Below are 25,798 nucleotides of genomic sequence, written 5' to 3'. Positions count from 1 at the left end.
TCGCGGCGTATGCTGCATCTAATTTATGTTTTCATAGCCACGGAGAAGACCATGAAACTGTCGCCAGTTTTAATTATATCAACATTAATACTGAGTTTAGTCGCCTGTAAAGAATCAAATACCGACACTCACGTCGAACAAGCTATTCGTCCAGTAAAACTATTTGAAATTGATACTAACTCAGATCAGACAATACGCAGTTTTCCGGCAGAAGTAGTGGCAAATCAAGGCTCTTATTTGGCGTTTAGAGTTAACGGTGAGTTATTAGAGTTCCCGGCATTGGCAGGTCAACATGTTGAAAAAGATCAACTCCTTGCCAAGTTAGACCCTGAAGATTTTCAACTGCAATATGATGAGCGAAAAGCACGTTTTGAATTGGCGCACTCGCAACTTGAACGCGTACAAAAACTATTTAATAAATCAATTACCAGTCAATCCGAACTTGATCAGGCACTTGCCAATAAACAGGTAGCTGAGTCGGCATTAAAAATTGCAAAAACCAACTTAGATAATAGCGAATTACGTGCCCCTTTTAGCGGCACCGTTTCCAAAGTGTTTGTTAAAAACTTTGAGAATATCCAAGCAAAACAAAACATTCTTCGCTTAGAAACCCGTGATTTAATGGATGTGATCATTCAAGTACCCGAAAAACTAATCGCCCGTATTGATAAAGACATTGACTATCAGCCAAGCGTGGTTTTTGACGGTTTTCCAAATAAATCATATACCTTAATGATTAAAGAATTCGACACCCAAGCAGATCCAGCCACATTAACTTACAAGGTGGTATTTTCATTACCAGTGCCTAAAGATTTTAACCTGTTGGCAGGCATGACCGGCAGTGTAGATATTGATCTAAGTAAAGTTACTCACTCGCAATCACACTATATTTTACTCCCTGTTGAAGCTGTGTTCTCTGAACCAACACAGCCTACTAATAACAGCTATGTCTGGCTATACGATCCACAGACTGGCAAGGTGAAAAAGCAAGCTGTTGAAGTTGGCCAATTACATCGACGTGGTATTGAAGTGCTTGCTGGTTTAGAGCAAGGTCAAACTGTGGTCGCGGCTGGTGTTCACTACCTTAAAGAAGGCATGCAAGTACGTCCGTGGCAAAAAGAGCGAGGCTTATAAAATGAGCATTGCTGAACTTGCCATAAAACAAAAGGTCGTCAGTTGGATGTGCGCGCTATTACTATTAATCGGTGGCGTAGTATCTTATTTAGGACTTGGTCAGCTTGAGGACCCTGAATTTACAATAAAAAAAGCCATGGTGATCACCTTATATCCTGGCGCTTCACCACAACAGGTAGAAGATGAAGTTACTTTTCCGATTGAAAATGCAATTCAACAATTGCCGTATGTGGATTACGTAACCAGCATTTCATCTCCAGGGAAATCACAAATTACCGTTGAAATGAAAAGCAACTATCGCAAACAAGACTTACGACAAATTTGGGATGAGCTACGGCGCAAGATTAACGATAACGCTTCATCACTGCCAAGTGGTGTATACCCAAGTACCATTTTAGATGATTTTGGCGACGTATACGGCGTAATGTATGCCGTCACTGGCGATGGTTACTCTTATGACGAACTAAAAAACTATGTTGATTACTTAAAGCGCGAACTGGTACTCGTTGACGGCGTAGGTAAAGTGACCGTCAGTGGTGAACAACAAGCACAGGTGATGGTTGAAATATCGACGCGTAAGCTGGCGCAGCTTGGTATTGCACCAACTAGAATTTATCAATTATTGCAATCACAAAATACCGTATCGAATGCAGGTAAAATACGCGTAGGCGATGAATCAATTAGACTGCACCCAACAGGCGAATTCAAAGACGTAAAAGAGCTCGAAAATCTACTGATCTCAAAACCAGGTGAAAATGAACTGATTTACCTCGGTGACGTTGCAACGGTGTTTCGTGAATACGCCGAAGTACCTAATAATGTAATCCGTTTTAACCAGCAGCAAGCCTTACTAGTTGGCGTATCGTTTAGCAGTGGTGTAAACGTTGTGGATATAGGCGATAACATTAAAGCGCATTTAGCATCGCTTGAATATCAACGCCCCCATGGCATGGAAATAAATACCGTTTATAACCAACCTGTTGAAGTCGAAAAATCAGTCAATGGCTTTATCATCAGCTTACTCGAAGCTGTCGCTATCGTTATTGTTGTCCTGCTTGTCTTTATGGGCTTTAAAAGTGGCGTACTGATCGGGGCAATTTTATTGCTGACCGTATTAGGTACATTCATTTTCATGAAACTGTTTGCGATTGATTTACAACGAATCTCTTTAGGTGCGCTGATCATTGCATTAGGAATGTTGGTTGATAATGCCATTGTAGTCACCGAAGGGATTTTAATAAACCTAAAGCGAGGGCAAACAAAGATAAAAGCAGCGGCTAATATAGTGGAGCAAACAAAGTGGCCTTTACTTGGCGCAACCGTGATTGCGATTACTGCATTTGCGCCAATTGGCTTAAGCTCTGACGCTAGTGGGGAATTTGCCGGCAGCTTATTTTGGGTATTATTTATCTCATTATTACTAAGCTGGATCACTGCCATCACCTTAACTCCTTTCTTTGCTGACTTAATGTTCAAAGAAACAGAGCTCAAGCAGCAAAGCCATGATGAAGATCCATATCAAGGTGTGATCTTTAATCTATATAAAAGTTTATTAAGCACCTCGATGCGTTTTCGTAAAACCACTTTATTGTTGATGGTCGTTTTATTAGCTAGCTCTGTTTTTGGCTTTAAGTTTATTAAACAAGCGTTTTTTCCAGCTTCTAACACGCCAATGTTTTACGTAGATTATTGGCATACCCAAGGGGCTGATATTCATGCCACTTTAGATGGCGTCGCCAAACTCGAAGCATTCTTACAAAAAGATGAGCTGGTCGAAGAAGTAACATCAACGATAGGACAAGGCGCACCACGGTTTATGTTGACCTACGCACCTGAAAAATCATACCCAGCTTATGGTCAATTAATTATCCGTGTAAAAGACCGCGAAGCAGTGGCGACGATGATTGCAAAAGTTCGCGACTATGAATACAGCCACGTATTTGATGCCAAGCTTAAAATAAAACGTATGGAAATAGGCCCTTCTACTGATGCTAAAATAGAAGCGCGTTTTTCGGGGGCTGATCCAGTAGTGCTTCGCCAATTAGCTAAACAAGCAAAAGAAGTGCTAGCAAAAGATGCCAGTGCTTATAATATTCGTGATGATTGGCGTGAACGCTCAAAACTCATTCGCCCGCAACTTAACGAACAAAAAGCGCGGCGTCTGGGTATCGCTAAAACAGACTTGGACCAACTATTATTAACCAGTTTTTCCGGTAAAAAAGTCGGCATTTACAAAGATGGTACTCAACAGATCCCCATTATTGCCCGCTCACCGGCACAAGAGCGTCTTAATGTTGAAAGCCTCCGTGACCTACAAATATACAGCCCAGTATTAGGCGTATTCGTGCCAGTTACTCAAGTGGTGGATGAGTTTGTTGTACAGTGGGAAGACAGCCTAATAATGCGCCGCGATCGCAAACGTACTATTACAGTAATGGCCGATCATGACGTAATAGGCGATGAAACACCCGCTAAACTATTTTCAAGAGTCAGGCCAGGTATTGAAGCAATTAAACTCCCTAATGGCTATGAATTACAATGGGGCGGTGAGTTTGAATCATCAACAAAGGCAAAAAAAGCTATTTTTGGCTCGTTACCTTTGGGCTATTTAGCGATGTTTGCAGTCACTGTGTTGCTATTTAACTCAGTAAAAAAACCTCTGGTTATTTGGGCCACAGTACCTTTAGCAATCATCGGTGTCAGCGCCGGCTTGCTAGTGATGAACGCCGCATTTAGTTTTATGGCGCTACTTGGGTTATTAAGCTTAAGCGGTATGTTGATTAAAAATGGCATTGTGTTGGTTGATCAGATCAACCTTGAGCTCAGTGAAGGCAAAGAGCCTTATCAAGCAGTATTTGATTCCGGTGTAAGCCGTGTGCGCCCCGTTGCGATGGCAGCAATCACCACCATTTTAGGAATGATCCCATTATTATTTGATGTGTTTTTCCAATCAATGGCGGTGACGATTATGTTTGGTTTAGGCTTTGCAACCGTGCTGACATTAATCGTAGTGCCGGTGCTCTATACCGTGCTATTTAAAATTGAGGTGCCAAAAGCAAAATAACTGAGGTTTAAATAAAACCAGGAGCACAATTTATGTTGTTCCTGGTTTTACAATTTGATCTTATTTTTTAAGGCTTAATGTGCCGGTTCGAGTGGTGCTATTTCTTCTTGCAGGTTTGGCGTTAATTTGGTCATTTTTAGAATCAAAACGGCCTTGTTTGACATGCTTAGCAAAATCACGCTTTTTATCGTTATCTTTGTAAGGCGTGCATGCTTGTTTAGGCTTGCTGATATTCGCAGATTGTTTGTTCTCATCCACTGATAACTCCTCGGTTTTGCCCGAGTCGGCAATCGAGTTATTAATCTCAGCCATTTCTTGCTCAGTTAAATGGCGCCACTGGCCAACATTTAAGCCTTTTAACGTGACATTCATGATACGTACGCGTTTTAAGGTGACCACTTCATAGCCCAAGTACTCACACATACGACGAATTTGACGATTCAAACCTTGCGTTAATACAATAGTAAATTGTTGCGGTCCTGTTTGTGTAACTTTGCATTTTTTCGTGACTGTACCTAAAATTGGTAAACCACCTGCCATCTTATTCACAAACTGACGATTTAATGGCTTGTCGACTGTAACAACATACTCTTTTTCATGATTATTGCCTGCACGAAGGATTTTATTGACGATATCTCCTTCATTTGTCAGGAAAATCAACCCTTCTGATGGGCGATCTAAGCGACCAATTGGAAAAATACGATCTGGGTAGTTAACCGCTTTGACGATATTACTTTGAATTTTACGCTCAGTTGTACAGGTTATACCAACGGGTTTGTTGTAAGCGATGTACGCGCGTTTCGGCACTTTTTTCAGCGGCTTACCATCAATCAGTACCGTGTCAGACAATGCTACTTTGACACCCATTTCCGGTCGAATACCATTGACAGTAACACGACCATCTTCAATATATTTATCCGCTTCGCGTCGTGAACAAAAACCAGTGTCACTAATAAATTTATTTAATCGTTTTAAGTCTGTCATGGGCCAAATTCATATTAATTTTAAAGGCCGATATTGTATACCCAAACCACCTTAAGATGCGAGCTCAGTTGAATTTAAAAGCGATTTAGACAAGGCATAGATTGCAAACAATAGAAGCCACTTGTTAAAATTAATAACGCAGTATAAAGCGCCGTTAAACCAACAATTAGCCTTTTCACAGCAAACATCTAGTCTGTTTGTTTATACTTAAACGATTGCTCTGTTTTACGGTATATGGGTTTGCGATAATTTTAACCTGCAGTGACAGTGAAAAATTACCACACTATTTACAGTAGCTTCAACTCAAGCAGCATTTGCATACTTTCGCCAAATAAATTCCATTGGACCTTGCTTAAAATAACGCGAATAAATCACACTAAAACTAAGTTGAAAAATAACTAAACCACTCACTAATACGTAATATTCTAAATGATTAAAGCTTAGCACCCAGTGCGGATAAAAAACTTTAAACAACAATAACAAGCAAATAGTTTGCATTAGATATAAAGTTAATGCGAGCCTTCCTGCACGCTGCAATGCAATAAAGTGAAAGTCATGTTTTGTCATCAGCATTACCACAAAATGAATAATTAATAGGGCTGTGAATAATGCTGCAAACCAGCTTACGGGTTCTTTTAATGCACTAATAAATAAGCTAGATTGGTATTCAAAACTGATCCTAATCGCACTTAACAGTAGCGCAATTGACAAAACTCTGATTTTGCTTAATTTAGTTAAACCAGTCTCAAACAGTTTATTTTTATAGCCATAAATACCGAATAGCATTAATCCTGCAGCCATCCACAAAGTGATCAGCGGAAGTGCAATGAGCATCACGATAAACATCACACTATTATTGACAAAAATAGTTAATGCCGATCCTCGTGAAGCATTATAACTTGCTAAAAAATCGGCTGAATCTCGATAGATAGTCAGTGTGGGGTCAATTAAGGCTATCAAAAACGTTATCGCTGCGGCTAATGATAGAAATTGCCAACCGCGTTTTAATAACATCTCGTCACTCGCATCAAGGTACTGTATGACCAACCAACCTGCGCATGCATAGATAAACAAAATATCACCAGCCCACAACAAAAAGCCATGTAGTAAACCAAACACGGCCAATACTTTTAAGCGTTTTTGCAATTGCTCAAGCTGCTGGTAACGCTGCCACTGAATATATAAGCCAGCACCAAAGAGTAAGCAAAATAAGCTGCGAAAGCGGCCGTCAATAACACTAAGGCTCACCCATTGAATAACATGATCCGAAAAAGGCGGGGACTGTAATGGTACGTAACCAAATTCAAATAAACCAAAGGAATAGGCATTCATGTACATTAAGCCAAGCACAGCAACACCACGAATAACATCCATATTTTGATTACGCATTATTGGGCTCGACTTATTAGTTGTGCTTATGTATGTTTGACCAGTCTAGCGCATCTCGATAAAACTTCGGCAGTAAATCACTATTTATGTTAATAAATACAACTGCTTGCTCCATAGCCCACCAGCTACCTGATTCATACGCTTTTACTGTTGCAAGGATATAATACAGGGTGTTTTTTTCTTCCATTAGAGCGTCTTTGATTGGTTCTGGAAATGGTAAACGAAGGAGTAATTGCTCCATTGGGCGATCTAATATTGCATCCAACAACGAAAAAAGACCGGTTAAAAAGGCACTATTCGCTTGCGAAGGCGCTATCTTTTTCGCTATCAGCTCACAAAATCGCGCCCGAATGATACACATTTTGATCAATTCGTTAGGTTTCGTTTGTCCAACGTGAGCGGTAATGATCAAACTAACAAACTTCTTTATATGATCATGGCCTAAATAGACTAAAGCCTGTTTGAGTGACTCTATTTCTTTTTGGACAGGAAACACACCGCTGTTGATCAATCTTAATAACTTAAATGCTAACGCTGTATCTAATTGAAACAATCGCGCAATCGCATTGATATCAGGATGCTCTTTCATAACTTGTGCATAGATGGTCAATGCTAATGCATAGTTTATATCAATGTCTTTTTGTTGAATGACTACCGGCTTGGCAAAAAAATAACCCTGAAAATAATCAAAGCCCATCTTATGAGCTATTTTAAAATCATCAATAGTTTCGACTTTTTCAGCAAGCAACTTTAGCTTTTTGTATTTTTGCAGCCGTCGAATCATCGGTTCAATTTGCTGCAAAGGAGTTATTTGAATATCAAATTTGATTAATTTAACAAGTTTTAAAAACCTTTCCCACTTAGGCTCATATACAAAATCGTCAAGTGCTAACACAAAGTTTTTATGAAACAGCGCACGACATAGCTGGTAGTTTTCTTCTGTCGGCTCAATTGTTTCGAGCAACTCAAGTACCACATCTTGCGAAGGCAAAAATGCACATAAATCCATTTTTAAAGAATCAGGACCGATATTAATCAGTGCTTTTTTACCAGCAGTAATATGTCGAGTGCCAAAATTAAGCTGATTTTCCATGATCAGTTTTGCTGTTGCGACGCTTTCGTCAATATCTGGAAAACAATTATTGGTACTATTACGAAACAATAATTCATAGGCAACTACATGTTGTTGACGATTGAATATTGCTTGGCGCGCAACAAATACTTGCACTTTTTCACCCTTAAACTCGACTATTGATGGTTAGTTACGAAATAAAACACAATACTAAGTAACTAAATCATAATGTTATTGCAATCCATTATAGCTAGTAAGATGATAAATAGCAGTATTAATTATAAAGTTTACTGATATAGTCCTTTGCTACATAAGACCATGTAAAGCGAGCAGCCTTAGCATTGCTGACAATTTCATCCCATTGTTTGGGTTGTTCTTGTCTCAGAGTAAGAGTATTAGCAAAACACGTTACCAGCGCCTCGCTTTGTGTTTGTAATGTGTCACCACTAAAGCTAAAACCATTTTCCAAATGAGTAATAGTATCTTTTAAACCACCGACTTGATGTACTAAGCAAGGCTGCCCTGCTCGCATAGCAAGCATTTGGCTAATACCACATGGCTCAAAGGAACTAGGCATCAAGAATAAGTCCCCTAACTCATACAGTAATTCGCCAACGCTATTACCATAACCCTTTAAAAATAATAAGTTACTATTTCGTGCCATGGCGGCTGTCATAACATCTTCAAGGGCCGTGTCACCGGAACCTAAAATGATCATACGTCCTTGCTGTTCATTTAACTTTTCACACAATGCATCTAGCACTTGCTGGTTTTCGTAGGGTTGGCGCAGTAACAAAGCTTTTTGATCGGTTAGGCGTCCAACACTGGTGACTAAAGGCCCTTTAACTGGCTGCTCAATGAACTGCTGTAACCGTTGATGAGCTATATAGTAACTGCTTTGCAGGTTAACTTCTTTAACCATCCAAACAAACAATGCCTGCTCTATCTCAAAGTATAATTGTGATAGCGTACTGGTTGACTGTGCGTTGTGCTCAGTGTACTCACAGCCATTTAATATTCCGACGACTTTATTGTTCGCCATCGCATTATTCAAATCGCGCTCTAAGCCTTCACCACCAAAAAAACCATTATGCGGTTCACTGGCTTGCAATACTTCTTGTGCGTAGCTTGGAGATACTAAATGTATCTTATCAACTAAATTGATAGCGCTGCGCATCGGATTAAAGCAATGAGGATAACGCGGATCGCATAATATCTCGCCGTTATAACTTAACGCCGGAAACCATGCTTCTAAACTTGAATCATCTCCTTTGAATGGGCGGATCCCTTGCAGTGCAATATTGTGTACTGTAAATACGCTGCGCAAAGAAGAAAAAGATGCAAACCGATGATCAAACTTTAACAATACCGCCACACACGCGCTGTGCCAATCATGCAAATGCAACACATCAGGACGAGTGATCACACCTTGCAATAGCGCTTCACACACTGCAGCATTAAATAATGCAAACTTAGTGGCATCAGTGGCAAAAGGTCGGTCACCATCATCATTACAGTATACAGCGCCATGGTGCTGACTAAATAACGGATGTGATAGTACTAATTGCCTGACTTGCTGCTGATCAACATATACTTGCCACACTTGAACATCATAGATATATCCGGCAAAGGGCACATGGAGCGTGCCTAATTGCACACGCTCTAACGTGGTAAAACCATAATCTGGAATAACCACATCAACGGTTAAGCCAAGCTCCGCTAATGCTTTGGGACAATCTCGTAGTACATCTGCAACACCACCCACTTTGGCATTTGGTAAAGCGTCATTTTCGGCCGCAACCATTAATACATGCATCTTTTTCTTACTTCCTACAACTGTATGATATTTTAAGCTAATTGTTTACTCTCACGCTCTTGGCGCTCAAGTTTTTTGGAAAGTTCTGTGAGCATTTCACGGGTCACTAACACAATACCCTTTTTAGATACTCTGAAACCATTTTCTTCGTCTGCTTTACGATCAAAACCGATTTCAACACCGGCTGGCACTTCACATCCACGGTCGATAATAGCACGGCGAATACGGCAATTACGTTGAATAATCGCACCTGGTAATATCACCGACTCTTCAATGACGCAGTATGAGCGAATATGTACATTAGAGAATAACAGTGATTTACGAACCACCGAGCCTGAAATAATACAGCCGCCTGATACGGTTGAATCTACAGCCATGCCACGTCTGTCATCATTATCAAAAATAAACTTAGCCGGTGGCAGTTGTTCTTGGTAAGTCCAAATAGGCCAAGTTGGATCGTATAAATCCAGCTGTGGTTCTGGCATCACCAGCTCCATGTTTGCTTCCCAGAATGAGTCAAGTGTACCCACATCACGCCAATAAGGTTGGCCGTCATGACCTGGCTCTCGAAATGGAAAAGCAAATACATTATGCTCTTCAATAATTGCCGGAATAATATCATGACCAAAATCACGGCCTGAACCTTCGTTTTCTGCGTCTTTTTTTAGTTGTTCAAATAAGAACTCAGTATTAAATACATAATTACCCATTGACGCTAAACAAGTGCCCGGACGACCAGGAATTGAACTTGGCATTTTCGGTTTCTCATCAAAACGACGTACTCGTTTCTCTTCATCTACCGTCATCACACCAAATGTTTCTGCGGCTTCTTCGCAAGGAACTTCAATACAGCACACCGTCATGTCTGCACCTGTTTCAACATGTTTTGCCAATAAGCCGCCGTAATCCATACGGTAAACATGATCGCCAGATAAAATCATTACATACTTAGGTAGCTCATGACGAATAATATCCATATTTTGGAACACCGCATCTGCAGTGCCGCAATACCATTCGTCACCATAACGCTGTGATGCCGGTAATATCTCTACCGATTCACCCAGTTCTTTTTTAAAGTGGCCCCATGCACGGTTGACATGGCGGATCAGCGAGTGCGATTTATACTGTGTGGCAATCCCAACACGACGAATACCTGAATTAATACAGTTTGATAGCGGGAAATCGATAATACGATGTTTGCCACCAAAATAAACTGCCGGTTTGGCCCGCCAGTTTGTTAATTCATGTAAGCGTGAACCTCTGCCCCCTGCTAAAATCAGTGCGTAGGTTTCTCGTGTCAGACTACTTATGTAGCGATTTGCATAACTTGGCATAATTTATCTCCGTATTAATCTTTGCTGTTGCTTACGGCTGTGTCGGCCGAACTAGATGTTGTTAATGCTTCCAAATGCCAAATATCATCACTGTATTGGCTGATCGTTCTATCACTTGAAAAAGTACCACTGGCCGCAGTATTTAAAATACTCATTTGCGTCCAATGCTGTTGATCTTGATAAGCGTGTTCAACCGCCTTTTGTGCTTGTACAAAACTATCAAAATCGTGGGCAACCAACCAAGGATCATGTGGGCTTTTGATTGCACCAATAATGTCGTCAAATAAACCAGGTTCGAATAAATTAAAGTGCCCACTTTCAAGTAATTGCATAACACTTAGTAAGTCAGGCGTATTATGAATAATGTGTAATGGGTTGTAGCTTTGTTTTATTCCCTCAATTTGTTCCGCTTGTGCGCCGAATAAGAAGAAGTTATCAGCCCCTACTGCATCGCGAATTTCTATATTAGCACCATCTAAAGTGCCAATCGTCAACGCCCCATTCATCATAAACTTCATATTACCGGTACCAGATGCTTCTTTACCTGCGGTTGAAATTTGTTCAGACAAGTCTGTTGCGGGGCAAATCGTTTCCATTGCTGTAACATTATAATTTGGTAAAAATGCCACCCGTAAATAAGGCTGAGCAAGCGGATCTTTGTTGATCACATCTGCAACATTATTAATTAGCTTAATAATGCGCTTAGCCATGTAATACCCCGGTGCAGCTTTTCCTCCTAGTAATACACAGCGTGGCACTAAATTGGCGGTATCGCCACGACGGATCCGGTCATACAAGTGAATTATGTGTAATACATTCAGTAATTGGCGCTTATACTCATGAATTCGTTTAACTTGCACATCAAATAGCATGCTAGTGTCAAATTCAACACCACAACGCTCTTTGACTAAATCAACTAGCCGTTGTTTGTTTTCAAGTTTGACGCTTTGCCATTGTTTATGGAATTTAACATCATCATAATAGCGACGCAGCTGGCTAATTTGCGCAAAATCCCTCACCCAATCTTGACCAATTTTTTCACCAATCAACTGTGTTAGTTTGGGGTTACAATGAGCTATCCACCGCCTTGGCGTTACACCATTAGTTTTATTGTTGAATTTTTCAGGCCACAATTCATAAAAAGTTTTAAACAAACCTTCTTTAAGTAATTCTGTGTGCAATGCTGCTACGCCATTAACTGAAAAACTGCCAACAATGGCTAAATACGCCATTCTTACTTGTGGATCTGAGCCTTCTTCAATTAAAGACAACGCTTGTTGTTTTGCAACATCCCCCGGCCACGCCAACGCAACTTGAGCAAGAAAACGTGCATTTATTTCATAAATTATTTCAAGAATACGCGGTAATAAACGCGCAAATAATGACACAGACCACTTTTCGAGCGCTTCTGGAAGTAACGTATGATTGGTATACGCCATGGTTTTTGTGGTGATCTGCCATGCAGCATCCCAATCCAAGTCATAATCATCAATCAGCAATCGCATTAACTCTGCAACAGCAATACTTGGGTGGGTGTCATTAAGTTGAAAAACATGAAAATCAGCAAAATCACTAAACTTTTCACCATGCTGTGATACCCATAGACCAACAATATCTTGTAAGCTCGCCGACGATAAAAAGTATTGCTGCCTTAAACGTAGCTCTTTACCATTTTCGCTGCTGTCATTAGGATAAAGTACCATGGTGATTTGTTCGGCAAGGTTTTTATGCGCGACGGCTTCTGAGTAACTACCGGCGTTAAACTCACCTAAATCAAACTCATCAGTGGCTTCTGATTTCCAGAGTCTGAGGGTGTTAACTATGTCATTTTTATAGCCAGGGATCGGCACATCATAAGGGACAGCTAATACATCTTCAGTGTCTAACCATTGTCGATGAATGCGTCCGTTCTTATCAGTATAACTTTCAACATGGCCAAAAAACTTAACACGCTTGGCTTGCTCTGGTGCGCTCAGCTCCCATGGATGCCCTTCACGTAACCAATTATCAGGCTGCTCTATTTGATGGCCATTTTCGATTGACTGGTTAAACATGCCGTATTCATAACGAATACCATAACCGGTTACAGGTAATGCTAAACTCGCACAACTATCTAGAAAACACGCAGCTAAGCGGCCTAAACCACCATTACCTAACCCAGCGTCATGCTCTGCTTGCGCAACATGTTCAATGTGAGCGCAATAATTATTAAGTGCAAGTTTGACTTGCTCTTCTAAATCTAAATTTAAAATGGCATTACCTAGTGCTCGGCCCATTAAAAACTCAAGTGATATATAAGCCGTTTTACGACGCTTTTCACTGTGCATTTGCTGTTTTGTTGCTCGACAACGAGCGACTAATCGATCGCGAATTGTCAACGCTAGTGCGTTATACAAATACAGTTGAGACTTTCCGACCTTATCGCGCCCAAGGGTATAATAGAAATGGCGTGATAAATCATCTTCAAGCGTACTTTCATCTATTAAAGGGGCATCTTGCCAACCTTTAGCAACACACATTTGTTCACCATTATTCGCCATTACATTCGTCCTCTAAATTGGCTGTAAAAACCCAACTGCTTTGTGCAGCAACCTCAAACTGTTCTGTATTTTTAACCATTGCTTGATCAACACTGCTAAGCGCTAAACGCCATACCGATAAATCGTGATTAGCAGGTAATTGACATTTAACTGCCACATTACTGGCATTCAAAATAATGAGTAATGCCGTATTTAGTTGTGTATCTTTTAAGCTATACATCAAAAACTGTTTTGAACCATCATGCCAGTCACTTTCTTGCATGGCTTGGCTTTGCTCGGTATACCAATCAACACTAAATCGCTTATCGCTATCGTGTAAAAATACACTGTGTTTAAACACACAGTGTTGCTTTCGTAAGGTCAATACATCGTCAATAAAACGAATGAGGCTGTGGCTACGCTGCGAGTCTTTCCATGCCAGCCAACTAGTGCGGTTATTTTGACAATAAGCATTGTTATTCCCTCCTTGCGAGTGCCCCATTTCACTGCCTGATGACAGCATAGGCACCCCTTTGGAAAGTAGTAAGGTAAGTAAAAAGTTTTTTTGTTGTTGTAACCGCATGGAGGTAACTTTTAAATCATCAGTAAAGCCTTCAACACCGCAATTAAACGAATAATTAGCACTGTGCCCATCGCGGTTTTGTTCACCATTTGCTTCGTTATGCTTTTGTTCGTAACTCACTAAATCGGTTAAAGTAAAGCCATCATGACTGGTTATAAAATTAATACTATTTAATGGCCCACGGTGATTATGATCAAACAAATCAAAAGAGCCATGTAAACGTTTTGCAAGATCAGCCAGCATATTGTGCTGCCCTTGCCAAAAGCGCCTAACAACATCACGGTATTTATCATTCCACTCACGCCAAGGCGCAGGAAATGCTCCCAATTGATAACCACCAGGGCCTATGTCCCAAGGCTCAGCAATTAATTTCACTTGGCTTAACACTGGATCTTGATTGATTGCTTGTAAAAAACTATGGGTTTGGCTAAAGCCATGCGGCGTCCGTCCAAGAATAGTTGCTAAATCAAACCTAAAACCATCAACACCCATTATTTCTACCCAATAACGTAAGCTATCGAGTACCATTTTCAAGCTAAATGGGTCGTCTATATTTAAGGTATTACCACACCCAGTGTCATTGATATAAACTTCAGGGTTATCGTTAACACTACGGTAATAACCAGGGTTATTTAGGCCGCGCCAAGATAACAAAGGACCGTCGCTACCAGCCTCTGCGGTGTGGTTGTAAACCACATCTAAAATCACTTCAATACCCGCTTGATGAAGTTTAGTAACCATTTGTTGAAATTCACCAATTTCATCAGTTACTAAGTAATCTTTATTTGGTGTAAAAAAATTTAATGTATTGTAACCCCAGTAGTTTTGCAGGCCTTTGGCGGTTAAAAACTGTTCGCTAATAAAACTATGTACCGGTAACAATTCTAAAGTGGTTACGCCAAGTGTACGTAAATGCTCTATAAAACTGGGATGGCTCAAGCCCAAATAGGTACCTTGTAGCTGACTTGGAATAGAGGGATGTCGTGCTGTGGCGCCTTTAACGTGACATTCATAAATAACCGTTTCTCCCCAACTATGGCCCGGTTTTTTACCTTGATAAGGCTGCAGCTGTGTGACTTTAGATTTAGGGATATCAATGGCGTTGTTTACCGTACTCAAAGTACCTTTAGGCATTTGCCCATAGTGTCGTTCACTCCAGGTAAACTCACCAAATAAATCTTTTGCATAGGGGTCAATTAACAATTTTTGGCTATTAAAAAACAATCCTTTTTTAGGTTGATATTCACCTTCTGCGCGATAACCATATAAAGTGCCCATAGCCAGTGGGGTTATATGTAAACTCCATATCCCCCCTTCATTATTATTCATTGCTAACTTTAAAACTTCGGTATGACCACTGGCATCAAATAAACACACATACAACTGTTTAGCCAATGGCGCATAAACAGCAAAATTTACACCGTTTGTTAATACACTGGCTCCCAGCGGAAAAGTTTGCCCTTTATTTAATTCAATCGATAAACTCATCAGCCACCCTTCTTAAATAAACCGTCGCAAGCGCTGGCAGTGAGAGTTTAATGCTATGTTGATGCCCGTGGCATGGAGTTGCTGTACTGGTTGTTTTAGCTGATTGCCCACACACTTGTACTCCAGAGCCAAATAGCTGTTCGTCATCGGTATTTAAAATGACTTCAAATTCACCTGAGCTTGGTACACCAATACAATAATCATGATAAACCGTTGGTGTGAGGTTACTTACCACAACCACGTAATTACTGGCTTTCTTAGCAAAGCGAATAAAACTAAAAATACTTTGTTGAGCATTTTGATTATCGATCCAGCTAAAACCTGACGGATCAGTATCTAGCTGATGTAAAGCTGGAACATCGCGATATACTTTATTGAGCTGCGCGATAGTTCGTTGTACACCTTGATGCGATAGATGCTCAAGTAAATGCCAATCAATTGATTGATCATGATTCCACTCGCTACGCTGGGCAATCTCACCGCCCATGAACAGTAATTTTTTGCCTGGATGCGCCCACATAAATGCATAATACGCGCGTAAATTTGCAAATTTTTGCCAATCATCACCAGGCATTTTTTCAATTAATGAGCCTTTACCGTGCACCACTTCATCATGGCTTAAAGGTAAAATATAATTTTCACTATAGGCATACACCATCGAAAAAGTTAATTCGTGATGATGATGTTGGCGATATAAAGGATCGCGTTGCATATAGTGAAGGCTGTCGTTCATCCAGCCCATATTCCACTTGTAACCAAACCCTAAGCCATCATGATTCACCTGACGGGTAACACCAGGCCATGCCGTTGACTCTTCAGCTACCATCATAATGCCGGGGTTATTAGCATAACAACGTAAGTTAACTTGTTTTAAACACTCAATAGCACCAAGATTCTCACGTCCGCCAAACTTATTCGGGATCCACTGTCCATCTTCACGACTGTAATCAAGGTATAGCATTGAGGCAACAGCATCGACACGTAATCCATCAATGGCAAATTCTTCTAACCAATACATTGCATTAGCAACTAAAAAGCTGCGAACCTCTGGGCGATCATAGTTGTAGATATAGGTATTCCAATCTGGATGGAAACCTTGACGCACATCGGCATGTTCAAATAAATGTGTGCCATCAAAACGATGCAAGCCATGTGGATCACTTGGGAAGTGGCCTGGAACCCAATCAATGAGTAAACCAATGTTAGCTTGGTGGCATTGCTCTACAAAATAACGAAAATCATCCAAACCGCCAAACCGACTCGTTGGTGCAAATAAGCCAACTGGCTGATACCCCCAAGAACCATCAAATGGAAATTCACTGATCGGCATAAGTTGGATATGCGTAAAGCCTTGCTCAGTGACATAATTAATTAACCGCTGTGCTAATTCTTGATAAGTTAAATAACGATCTCCCTCTTCTCGCTGCCAAGAACCTAAATGCACTTCATAGATAGAGATAGGTGCATCAATCGCGTTGCGTTTAACACGCTGACGTTGCATTTTATCAGTTAGTTTAATTGCTGTGGGCCGAGTTTGAAGTACTGAAGCAGTGCCTGGTGCTTGCTGCATTTTAAATGCAAATGGATCAGCCTTTTCGAGCACTTCGCCACTGAGTGTTGTTATAGAAAACTTATAACACTGACCTTCATTTAGCTCTGGAATAAATAAGTCCCAGACTCCAGACGCAGGGTTAAAACGCATAAAGTGTTGGCTTTGCTGCCAGTGATTAAACTCACCAATAACTGAAACACTGCTTGCATTAGGTGCCCAAACACTAAAACGTACACCTGCAACACCTTTAAAATCAATAAAGTGGGCACCAAGATGGCGATATGCGTGCTCTAATGTGCCTTCATTAAATAAGTACATTGCACTATCATCTAGGCTGCTATCAAAACTATACACATCTTCACAAATAACCTGACAATCACTGTAATCTACCACTAGCTGATAAGCTGAAATATCTTGATTATCAAGCTGTGCTATAAATAAATCTGAATCTCCATAGCGTGTGCTAACAATCATTTGCTGAGGCAGTTTAATCGTTACTTTTGTTGCCCCGGGCATATAACAGCGTATTTCACTGTGCGTGTCAGTAATTGCATGTACGCCTAAAAAACTAAACGGATCTTTAAAACAGCCGCGCTTTAAAGCATTAACTTGTTGATCATAGTGCTGTGACTTTGCGGTTTTACGAACAATACTGTTCATTTAATTAGTCCTTATGGAATTAATAGCACTGAGAAATGCACTGTGACGAGTTAATATTTGTTCACTTGAATGCGTTAATACCCGACGCCAATTAGGGTATTCTTGATCCGTTCCAGGAATGTTTACAGGTAATGTTTGCTCATCTAAATCATCGAGCTGAATAGTAAATAACCGCGCTGGTGCAGCGGCCAAGCCTAAGGTCAGCGCTTGATAAACATCACTTGCTGTACTGTCCACAAACAAGGAGTGCTCTGCACATCCTGACAGAAAACGCAGTAGTCGTTGTTTTTCAATTTCTCGGTCTGCATGCAGTTGAGTTAACTGTTGTTCATCAATTAATTGATATTTTAATTTCAAAGTAAGATCAAGCCCCTGCCACCAACCAAAGAAAGGCGGTACATCATGGTTTGCAACCATTAATAATGATTGTGGAGCAAATGACTGGGCCGCTAAAAATTCACCTTGATAATCTTTTTCAAAATAGAATAAGCTATTTGAAAATATTGCTTTATCTGCTAATGCAGCTTTCACCTCTGGTGGAACAACCCCAAGATCTTCACCAATGACAATACATTGATTCAAGTGGGATTCTATTGTCAGTACCGCTAATAAATGCTCAAATGGATAATACACATAGCAACCATCTTGTTGCTGTTGATGCTCAAAACACCACCATAAACGGCGGATAGCCATAACATGGTCAATACGTAAGCCACCAACGTTTTCCATATTGGCACGGATCAATGCTCGGTAGTAGCTAAAATTATTATCGCTGAGCTTAATCGGATTCAGTGCTGGCAATCCCCAGTTCTGGCCATGCTCTGCCCATGGATCAGGCGGTGCACCTACATAAGCAGAATCGGTAAACAACGATTGTTGATTGAGAAACTCGCTGCCATCACCGGCACAGCCCACCGCTAAATCATTGATCAAACCAATACTCATTCCCTGCTCTCGGGCGGTAGTTTGGCATAATTTTAATTGCACATATGCTAGCCATTGCAAGTAGTAAGCAAAGTCGCTGTCAGTAACTTTTAAGGTCGCAAGTGTCGAACCATGCTGTTGACAAAAATCGCTAAAGCATTGTTTGCGGTGCTCACTCCCATGCATACAAAAATGCTGGTATAGCAAGTTAAAGGCTGCGTATTTGAATTCACTCACTGCACTGTAATTAATATACTGCGACTGCAGAGTCCGCTTTTTAAAGTCAATCGCATAGCTGCTTTGTAAATACGCAGTGATATCGGGGTTATTAATGCTGTCATCGCATAAATCAATTGATATATAGAGTGGGTTTAATAACGCGCGATTATTTGGACTGTAGGGACTTGCTCGCTCTGGTTGCTCAGAAAATAATAAATGCAGTGGATTGAGTAAAATATAATCCAGTTTATGACTTGCTGCTTGCTCGGTCAGCGATAATAAATCAGCAAAATCGCCTATCCCTAGTGCTGCATTATTTTTTAAACTATAAAGTTGAATTGAAAGCCCGCTTTGCTTTTTATCTGTCACTTGGAAACTATATTTAGGTGTCACCCACAGTTGAGTTGTCGCCGTTAAACCTGCAACGCTAATATGCGCATCATGATAACCAATTGGCAATAATGGAAGCGGAAAAATAAGCTCTAAATAAGTGACGTCGTTAAATAAATAATCGCCACTGCATTGCAAATCAGCTAATTGGTGAGTAATGCTGGGCAAATCAAGCTGTGCAAATGATACGGTACATTGTTGCCCTAGCATACGCCTATCAATACGCACTTTAACGGCTGGTTGTTCAGCACATACCAAACTACACTCTGGTACTAGTTGCAGCCACTTATTGGCATCTAAGCTGATATTTAAATGCGCTATTTGAGCGTGATCTGTAACATCAACACCACAACAACTCAGTGCCGCACTGCGGGTTGCATCGCTAAAAACCACGTGTTCACCGGTATATTTGGTGTATTCATAGCCAATACCATGTAGATAAAAAAGCTGTGAAAGAGACTCCATTTACCGCGCCTTAAATACGTTGTGTATTGACTATACTATTTTCTGTACCAAAGCTGTTTGCTATGTATCCATCAGCATGATGATCATTATCCCAAATAGTACCATTAACTAAATATCGAAAATGAAACTGTTGATCGTTCGGTAAGCGCTGTTTTAACTTAAAACATTGCTCTTTTTTATTAAACTTCATAGTAACAGGTTGCCAATCAGTAAATTCACCAACTAACTGAACTTGCTCAGCCTGAGGATGTTGAAATTCAAATGTAACTTCAGCTTCATTTTTAGTTTTAAAAAATCGTTTACTTAACATAGTGGGCTCCAAACTAAACCTTAAGGTCAATTAATCCTTGCCACAGAAGTGCGTTCAACTACTCAACATACGCAGGGCTGTAAAATGTATTTTTATTAGGGCGTGTAACTTTTCAAGCTTGAAATTTGTTCAACTTTCAGACTGCGCTTGGTCGTTATGCTACGTTATCGCACAATCTATGTAGATAAAACACTACTATGTGCTCTGATTTGCCTAACAATCAAACATACTGCAGTAAAAGTAACCTCAAAAAATAAACACGCTCTAGTTAAACAAAGTTATATTTATGCTTTATGACAGTGCAATTAAAAAAATATCGCACCAAATATGTGCAAATAAAACACAAAACACTCACCTCATTATCACCAATTAAATGAGAGCAAGAACTAAACCAAGTTTAATCACGGTCTGAATTATGACCTTTAAAGTAGTTAACAAATAACCGCTGGTAAAGTGAATTTATTTAATGATTAAATTGAGTAAAAGTTCGGCAAACATCGATAAAATAACACTTAACAGGAAAAGGGTTGCTTTTACAAGACTATTGTAAAAGAAATGTTTTGTCAGTGACTCTGACAAACTATATACTGATAAAATTATGTAATACCTAATAAAAAACTCATATAATTGGGATAAAATGGTTTAATGGAATGACTAAATTTTTTCGCTTACTCAGTATTGCCTTTATTGCTATGTTTATTTTTTGCTACGGCATGAATATTTTATTGACCAAGCAAGTCAATACCATTAACCCGCAACAATCTAGTATTGCCACTCGCGCTTTTGATACTGCTACCACCCAACTAACGATGCCCTCTTGGTATAATCCTATATTAAATGGCCATTATATTGTTCGCAAAGATGGTACGGATTATTTACTTATTAAAGCAACAGACACACAATTTATTACTGCCCAAGTGTCATCAATGCTCAATGCCACTATTTTGTCACCCATAAACTTTATTTTATTGATTTTAATAGGTTTATTTTTAACGTGGTATTTTGGTAAGCAATTAAACATTAAACGCGAAAAACAATTAATAGAACAACTTAATACACAAACAAAAAAAGTAATCGAGTCATTTAACATTCAACTTCCTGAGCTTGAGCATGCAACAGAAGTTACCCGCTTAAGCCAAGCAATTAATGCCTTAACCAGCCATGTAGCCAATTATGCTCGTGAAACTCAAACCAGTATTTGCCAAGATAAATTGACCTTGTTAATTGACCGTCACGCTTATATTGAGCACTTAGACCGTCAACTCAGTGGTGCTGAACTCACAAACATTCACTGTGCCTTGTTATTTATTGATTTAGATGGTTTTAAGCAAGTAAATGACTCTTTTGGTCACAGTTTTGGTGATGAAGTATTGATTCAAGTAGCCGAACGCCTCGCAAGCGTATTACGCCATCACAAGCTTAATGATATCAATCCCACCAGTCTGCTAGAGCAAAATCTAGCACGTTTAGGGGGCGATGAATTCTCTATTTTTATTAATAACATTGATTCCAGTTCTAAAAGTTTGGATGTTGCACAGCATGTATTAAACGAAATAGAGCGAGACTTTGTACTAGGCAATAAACTAATTAAGATCAGTGCCAGTGTCGGTATTGCGGTTTATCCTGAGAGTGCATCAACTCCCCATGCTTTGTTGCAAATGGCGGATGTGGCTATGTATCGTGCTAAAACCGATGGACGTGGTATTTTTAAAGTCTATTCGCCAGAAATGGGCAATAAAATGCGTCGCTACCACTACTTACTCGAAGAGCTGCGTTTAGCGATTGCGTGTCATAATTTTCATTTATCATTTCAGCCTATTGTGCATGTTGAAGATTGCGCCATCGATTACTTCGAAGCATTAGTGCGCTGGGATCATCCTGTTGAAGGGGCTATTTCTCCAGTAGAGTTTATTCCGATTGCCGAAGAATCAAACCTTATATTAGAGCTTGGTGATTGGATAATGCTAGAGTCATGTCGACAAATGGCAGCTTGGCATAATGCTGGTATGCGCAAAGTTAAAATCTCAGTTAATGTCTCAGGCATTCAACTCAAACATCGCCCTATTCACGAATGGGTAATGAAAAAACTCGCAAAAACGGGTCTCCCGCCTACTTCTTTGATGTTAGAGATCACCGAATCAACATTGATCACCGCAAGTCACACTATTATTAATGAATTAGAAAAATTACGAAAAGAAGGCGTCACTATCGCAATTGATGACTTTGGTACCGGTTTTAGTTCTTTAAGCACCTTAGCTGATCTACCTATTGATGTGATCAAAATTGATAGATTATTCATAGCCCAAGCTAATGAAAACCCGAAGTATAATGAAATATTAAATTCAATCAGTGAGTTAGGCTCGAAGCTCGGCCTTAAAATCGTTGCTGAAGGGGTGGAAGAAATCGCCCAGTTTGAATTAGTGAAGCGTATGGGTATTAGCTGCGTGCAAGGGTATTTGGTCAGTCGTCCGCAGTCATCTGTGAATGTTGGCAGCAAAGTACTACAAGGAAATGTTAATCATATCGCGGCGACAGGCACTGGCGTATGGAGCCTCGAAACTTAACGATTATTCATTTATAGTCTTATTGGCATGGAAATTCACCTTAAAATAGATAATAATACTCAATAACTTAGTATCAGATTCTACTTCCTCCATGCTTAAAAAAAGTATTTATTCATTAATCTCAATCATCATTTTGGTGAGTATTGTACTTACCAGCATTTCAATTTATACCTTATACAGCAAAAAGAAACTCAGTGTTGATCCTAAACTCAAAGAAATATCGGGGATCGAATTTGATAAATTCAAGCGCTTGTGGGCAATAAATGACAGCGGTGATGATCCAAAACTTTATCGCCTCAACGAAGATGGCTCTATCGCCAAAGAGGTCCTTGTTACTAATGCGAAAAACATTGATTGGGAAGATATGACTCAGAATGACTTTGGGCACTTCTTTTTAGGTGACTTTGGTAATAATAAACAAGAACGTAAGTGGCTCACTATTTATAAAATAGAAAATCCCATCGACATCAAAACTGATACCACCGAAGCTGAAATTATCAAGTTTACTTATCCAGAACTTGACGGTAGCCCTATCACACCAGATAAGCGAAACTTTGATCTAGAAGCATTTGTTGCCTTTGGCCGCCACTTATATTTGTTTACTAAAAACCGTACTGAGCCATTTGATGGCATTACTAATGTGTATAAAGTTGGCGATCATGCAGCTAATTTTGATGCGCAGTTAATAGATTCATTTAAAACCTGTACAACAATGGAAAAGCTTTGCTGGATAACCTCTGCAGCACTGAGCCCCGCTCGTACAAAGTTAGTATTATTAGATTCAACAAGCATTTGGTTATTTGAAAACTTTACTGGTGATAAGTTTTTCTCAGGGGACGTATCACGAATAGATTTGGGGATTGTGACTCAAAAAGAAGCGATTACTTTCTATGATGAAAATACCATTGTATTTACCGATGAAGAATTTAAAGGAATTGGCGGTAACGCCTATGTCATTAAACTTGATGAGGCAACAAAAACTATCATTAAGAAAATACCAAAGGCGTCAGATTAAAATAAATCTATATCCGTGCTTTTATCATTTGAGTCAATCAAGTTGTTCTCCATTAACTGTTCATAAAAACACAGCCTATTGCGACCATTTTCCTTTGCGTAATAAAGTGCCTTGTCCGCATTTTCTAACACATTAATAGGAAAGTCGTAAGGGCTGATGCGACACATGCCTATACTAACGGTCATATTTTCAACAAATGGAAAATGAGTTTCTCTGATCATCTCCATAAACTCATTCATTTTCTTTTCAATCGACTCAAAATTGGTGGGTTCAAACACGATCACAAATTCCTCTCCACCAAAGCGAAAAATCAAATCGGTTGAGCGTAGAAAGTGGCGCATTTTTTGTGCAAGCAGCAATAAAACTTCATCACCACAAACATGACCAAAGCTGTCGTTTATTTTTTTAAAGTGATCAATATCAAGCATTGCCAGCCAAGATGTTGAGCTGAGCCTACGCTTGCGATTGTTATCCATTTTTGCTGTTTTATGCTGTTTTATTACTTGCTTTTCAATTAGCTGCTTTATTTTTTTATCAAATGTTTGTCTATTTAACAGACCTGTCAGTTGATCCCGTTCATTTTCATGCAAGATAAATAAATAATTTTCATAGATACGGCAAAAGGCATTAAGCAACACTTGATCCGCACTTTTTAAACCTTTACATACAACCGCAATAGCGCCTATCGGCTTATCTTGCAAAGAAATTGGTAACCAACGCTTCTCAATGCCATCCGCTGATTGTACAGTAATAATGCATGCTGAGCGCAAACATGACAACAGTTCTGGCTCTGGTGAATCGACTACTTTACGTTGTGCCCATTCAAACTGATTACCATTAATTACTTTTAACGATATGCTGCGCTCAATCGTTAAATCAGTGTGTACGTCTAAATCCTTATAAACTACAATTTCTGTACAACCAACAAATTCTTGGATCGTCGAGATCAAGCTATATTCTAATGAATCTACATCACGGTTTTTAGTTATTTTAATAACAGAATTTAATAAGTTTTCTTCCATAGGGATCCTATATTCAAATAACTGAAGACTCTTAATTATGATTAATTACCCGAACATAAGTTCTAGAAAATATAAACCAAATAAAAACGCCAATAAAATTAGGGAGCATAATTACATTAACGAGTAAAAAACCCAGCGCTAGTCGTAAGTGTAGTGCGTAAATACTGTTTTGTTTAGTCGTAAAGATAGGAAATAATTTAACCTTAATACGCTACACAGCAAAAAATAATATATAAAGTATGACATTCTGTATTTGTGGTCAACTTAGCGTTTAAACTTTGTTTCTAAAATAACAGAGGAAGTCGTACGTTCAACCCCATCTAAGTTACCAATGTCATCGAGTAAATGGCTGAGTTTTTCTAAATTTTGTGCTTGTACAACGGCTATCAAATCAAACTCACCACTAATAGCATACAATTGTGAAATAGCATCAATCTGCTTGAGTTCAAGGTTAGTTTTAGTGGTTAGTTTTTGCTTTACCTTAATTGATACATGGGCCGATACCATGGCACTTAAGTACGCATCGCCATAGTCAACACTGTAGCCCTTTATCACTCCAGTTTCTTCTAGCTTTAACATCCTACTTTGTACAGTTGAGCGCGATAAGTTAAGTGCTCTGGCAAGATCAGAAATACTCGCTCTGGCATTCGTGCGAAGTATAGAAAGTAGCTTTTCGTCTTGTATAGTTATCATATTGATTATTAACCTCGTCATTTTGTGTTTTATTTTAATCATTTTTCACAAAATAGCACTGCAAATTTAAGCTTTGAACTCAGATAATAGCGGTAGTAAATAAGAAAAATCATTAAAGCACATTATTGCAGGGTAATAACGGCTTGATTAACCCATCAAATGCAATTTGTTTTTTTTCATATTAAGCCAGAATTAGGTGTAACAAATGCAAGTAACAAGAGAATTATTCAACGACGTAATGGTCCCTAACTATAACCCATCAGAGGTTATTCCGGTGCGTGGCCAAGGTTCTCGTGTTTGGGATCAAAACGATAAAGAATATATCGACTTTGCTGGCGGTATTGCGGTCAACTGTTTAGGCCACTGTCACCCGGCCCTTGTTAATGCGTTAAAAGAGCAAGGCGAAAAAATCTGGCACTTATCCAATGTGATGACTAATGAGCCAGCACTTCGATTAGCTAAAAAAATCACCGACGCAACATTTGCAGACAAAGTTTACTTTGCAAACTCAGGCGCAGAAGCAAATGAAGCAGCGCTAAAACTCGCGCGTCGTTTCGCATTGGATGTACATGGTGCTGTTAAAAGCCAAAGAATAGCATTT

General features: G+C 39.6%; 17 protein-coding genes. 5 read left to right on the top strand and 12 right to left on the bottom strand.

Features of this window, described 5'->3' with window-relative positions:
* The first annotated feature begins 51 nt into the window (after positions 1–51).
* Both H5200_RS14250 and H5200_RS14245 read left to right on the top strand, forming a co-directional pair.
* Entirely contained in the window at positions 52–1,134 is a 1,083-nt protein-coding gene (locus H5200_RS14250) for an efflux RND transporter periplasmic adaptor subunit (RefSeq protein ID WP_145235892.1), read from the top strand.
* A 1-nt stretch (position 1,135) separates the two neighbouring features.
* Entirely contained in the window at positions 1,136–4,198 is a 3,063-nt protein-coding gene (locus tag H5200_RS14245) for an efflux RND transporter permease subunit (protein WP_182761708.1), read from the top strand.
* A 60-nt stretch (positions 4,199–4,258) separates the two neighbouring features.
* Here H5200_RS14245 and rluF read toward each other — a convergent pair whose 3' ends face one another.
* From rluF to H5200_RS14195, 10 genes are all read right to left on the bottom strand, one after another.
* Positions 4,259–5,182: a 23S rRNA pseudouridine(2604) synthase RluF gene (rluF, locus tag H5200_RS14240; RefSeq protein WP_182740061.1), complete on the bottom strand. Its 924-nt coding sequence runs from the start codon at positions 5,180–5,182 to the stop codon at positions 4,259–4,261.
* 303 nt (positions 5,183–5,485) lie between these two features.
* Entirely contained in the window at positions 5,486–6,571 is a 1,086-nt protein-coding gene (locus H5200_RS14235; protein WP_259398509.1) for a DUF418 domain-containing protein, read from the bottom strand.
* Positions 6,572–6,587: 16 nt separating this feature from the next.
* Positions 6,588–7,799 (bottom strand): EAL and HDOD domain-containing protein, encoded by a 1,212-nt coding sequence (locus H5200_RS14230; protein WP_182718648.1) that lies wholly within the window; start codon positions 7,797–7,799, stop codon positions 6,588–6,590.
* Between the two features lie 118 nt (positions 7,800–7,917).
* The gene (locus H5200_RS14225; RefSeq protein WP_182718647.1) at positions 7,918–9,459 is read right to left on the bottom strand and encodes a glycogen synthase; all 1,542 of its coding nucleotides are present in this window, start codon (positions 9,457–9,459) and stop codon (positions 7,918–7,920) included.
* 32 nt (positions 9,460–9,491) lie between these two features.
* Positions 9,492–10,793: a glucose-1-phosphate adenylyltransferase gene (gene glgC / locus H5200_RS14220; RefSeq protein WP_149980163.1), complete on the bottom strand. Its 1,302-nt coding sequence runs from the start codon at positions 10,791–10,793 to the stop codon at positions 9,492–9,494.
* A gap of 14 nt (positions 10,794–10,807) precedes the next feature.
* The gene (locus H5200_RS14215; protein WP_182740062.1) at positions 10,808–13,333 is read right to left on the bottom strand and encodes a glycogen/starch/alpha-glucan phosphorylase; all 2,526 of its coding nucleotides are present in this window, start codon (positions 13,331–13,333) and stop codon (positions 10,808–10,810) included.
* The gene (glgX, locus tag H5200_RS14210) at positions 13,323–15,383 is read right to left on the bottom strand and encodes a glycogen debranching protein GlgX (protein ID WP_145235917.1); all 2,061 of its coding nucleotides are present in this window, start codon (positions 15,381–15,383) and stop codon (positions 13,323–13,325) included. The genes H5200_RS14215 and glgX overlap by 11 nt, the downstream gene beginning before the upstream one ends.
* Positions 15,367–17,595: a 1,4-alpha-glucan branching protein GlgB gene (glgB, locus tag H5200_RS14205; protein ID WP_182761707.1), complete on the bottom strand. Its 2,229-nt coding sequence runs from the start codon at positions 17,593–17,595 to the stop codon at positions 15,367–15,369. The genes glgX and glgB overlap by 17 nt, the downstream gene beginning before the upstream one ends.
* Positions 17,596–19,593: a 4-alpha-glucanotransferase gene (malQ, locus tag H5200_RS14200; protein WP_182761706.1), complete on the bottom strand. Its 1,998-nt coding sequence runs from the start codon at positions 19,591–19,593 to the stop codon at positions 17,596–17,598. It abuts the gene before it with no gap.
* A gap of 10 nt (positions 19,594–19,603) precedes the next feature.
* A complete protein-coding gene (locus H5200_RS14195; protein ID WP_182718642.1) occupies positions 19,604–19,903 on the bottom strand; it encodes an isoamylase early set domain-containing protein in 300 nt (99 codons plus the stop codon).
* Between the two features lie 650 nt (positions 19,904–20,553).
* On the opposite strand from H5200_RS14195, the gene H5200_RS14190 reads away from it, so the two are divergent.
* Both H5200_RS14190 and H5200_RS14185 read left to right on the top strand, forming a co-directional pair.
* On the top strand, positions 20,554–22,467 hold the full coding sequence (locus H5200_RS14190) for a bifunctional diguanylate cyclase/phosphodiesterase (RefSeq protein ID WP_182718641.1): 1,914 nt from the start codon (positions 20,554–20,556) through the stop codon (positions 22,465–22,467).
* A gap of 91 nt (positions 22,468–22,558) precedes the next feature.
* Entirely contained in the window at positions 22,559–23,482 is a 924-nt protein-coding gene (locus H5200_RS14185) for a hypothetical protein (protein ID WP_182761705.1), read from the top strand.
* Here the strand turns inward: H5200_RS14185 and H5200_RS14180 are convergent.
* Together H5200_RS14180 and H5200_RS14175 are read right to left on the bottom strand one after the other, a co-directional pair.
* The gene (locus tag H5200_RS14180) at positions 23,479–24,504 is read right to left on the bottom strand and encodes a GGDEF domain-containing protein (protein WP_182761704.1); all 1,026 of its coding nucleotides are present in this window, start codon (positions 24,502–24,504) and stop codon (positions 23,479–23,481) included. The two genes, H5200_RS14185 and H5200_RS14180, sit on opposite strands and share 4 nt — an antisense overlap.
* Positions 24,505–24,768: 264 nt before the next feature.
* A complete protein-coding gene (locus H5200_RS14175; RefSeq protein ID WP_145235943.1) occupies positions 24,769–25,197 on the bottom strand; it encodes an Lrp/AsnC family transcriptional regulator in 429 nt (142 codons plus the stop codon).
* 205 nt (positions 25,198–25,402) lie between these two features.
* Here H5200_RS14175 and H5200_RS14170 point away from each other — a divergent pair.
* On the top strand, positions 25,403–25,798 hold a 396-nt coding region (locus H5200_RS14170; protein ID WP_182761703.1), incomplete at its 3' end, for an aminotransferase class III-fold pyridoxal phosphate-dependent enzyme.

Source organism: Pseudoalteromonas sp. SG43-7 (genome assembly GCF_014164295.1).
GTDB classification, from domain to species: domain Bacteria; phylum Pseudomonadota; class Gammaproteobacteria; order Enterobacterales; family Alteromonadaceae; genus Pseudoalteromonas; species Pseudoalteromonas rhizosphaerae.
The sequence above is the reverse complement of the archived record's forward strand: the minus strand, read 5'-3'. Positions and strand labels throughout refer to the sequence as shown.

What these genes read in the sequence shown, in the direction of transcription:
- H5200_RS14250 (WP_145235892.1), top strand. Translation starts at nt 52, where the DNA reads ATGAAACTGTCGCCAGTTTTAATTATATCAACATTAATACTGAGTTTA.
- H5200_RS14245 (WP_182761708.1), top strand. Translation starts at nt 1,136, where the DNA reads ATGAGCATTGCTGAACTTGCCATAAAACAAAAGGTCGTCAGTTGGATG.
- rluF (WP_182740061.1), bottom strand. Translation starts at nt 5,182, where the DNA reads ATGACAGACTTAAAACGATTAAATAAATTTATTAGTGACACTGGTTTT.
- H5200_RS14235 (WP_259398509.1), bottom strand. Translation starts at nt 6,571, where the DNA reads ATGCGTAATCAAAATATGGATGTTATTCGTGGTGTTGCTGTGCTTGGC.
- H5200_RS14225 (WP_182718647.1), bottom strand. Translation starts at nt 9,459, where the DNA reads ATGCATGTATTAATGGTTGCGGCCGAAAATGACGCTTTACCAAATGCC.
- glgC (WP_149980163.1), bottom strand. Translation starts at nt 10,793, where the DNA reads ATGCCAAGTTATGCAAATCGCTACATAAGTAGTCTGACACGAGAAACC.
- H5200_RS14215 (WP_182740062.1), bottom strand. Translation starts at nt 13,333, where the DNA reads ATGGCGAATAATGGTGAACAAATGTGTGTTGCTAAAGGTTGGCAAGAT.
- glgX (WP_145235917.1), bottom strand. Translation starts at nt 15,383, where the DNA reads ATGAGTTTATCGATTGAATTAAATAAAGGGCAAACTTTTCCGCTGGGA.
- glgB (WP_182761707.1), bottom strand. Translation starts at nt 17,595, where the DNA reads ATGAACAGTATTGTTCGTAAAACCGCAAAGTCACAGCACTATGATCAA.
- malQ (WP_182761706.1), bottom strand. Translation starts at nt 19,593, where the DNA reads ATGGAGTCTCTTTCACAGCTTTTTTATCTACATGGTATTGGCTATGAA.
- H5200_RS14195 (WP_182718642.1), bottom strand. Translation starts at nt 19,903, where the DNA reads ATGTTAAGTAAACGATTTTTTAAAACTAAAAATGAAGCTGAAGTTACA.
- H5200_RS14190 (WP_182718641.1), top strand. Translation starts at nt 20,554, where the DNA reads ATGACTAAATTTTTTCGCTTACTCAGTATTGCCTTTATTGCTATGTTT.
- H5200_RS14185 (WP_182761705.1), top strand. Translation starts at nt 22,559, where the DNA reads ATGCTTAAAAAAAGTATTTATTCATTAATCTCAATCATCATTTTGGTG.
- H5200_RS14180 (WP_182761704.1), bottom strand. Translation starts at nt 24,504, where the DNA reads ATGGAAGAAAACTTATTAAATTCTGTTATTAAAATAACTAAAAACCGT.
- H5200_RS14175 (WP_145235943.1), bottom strand. Translation starts at nt 25,197, where the DNA reads ATGATAACTATACAAGACGAAAAGCTACTTTCTATACTTCGCACGAAT.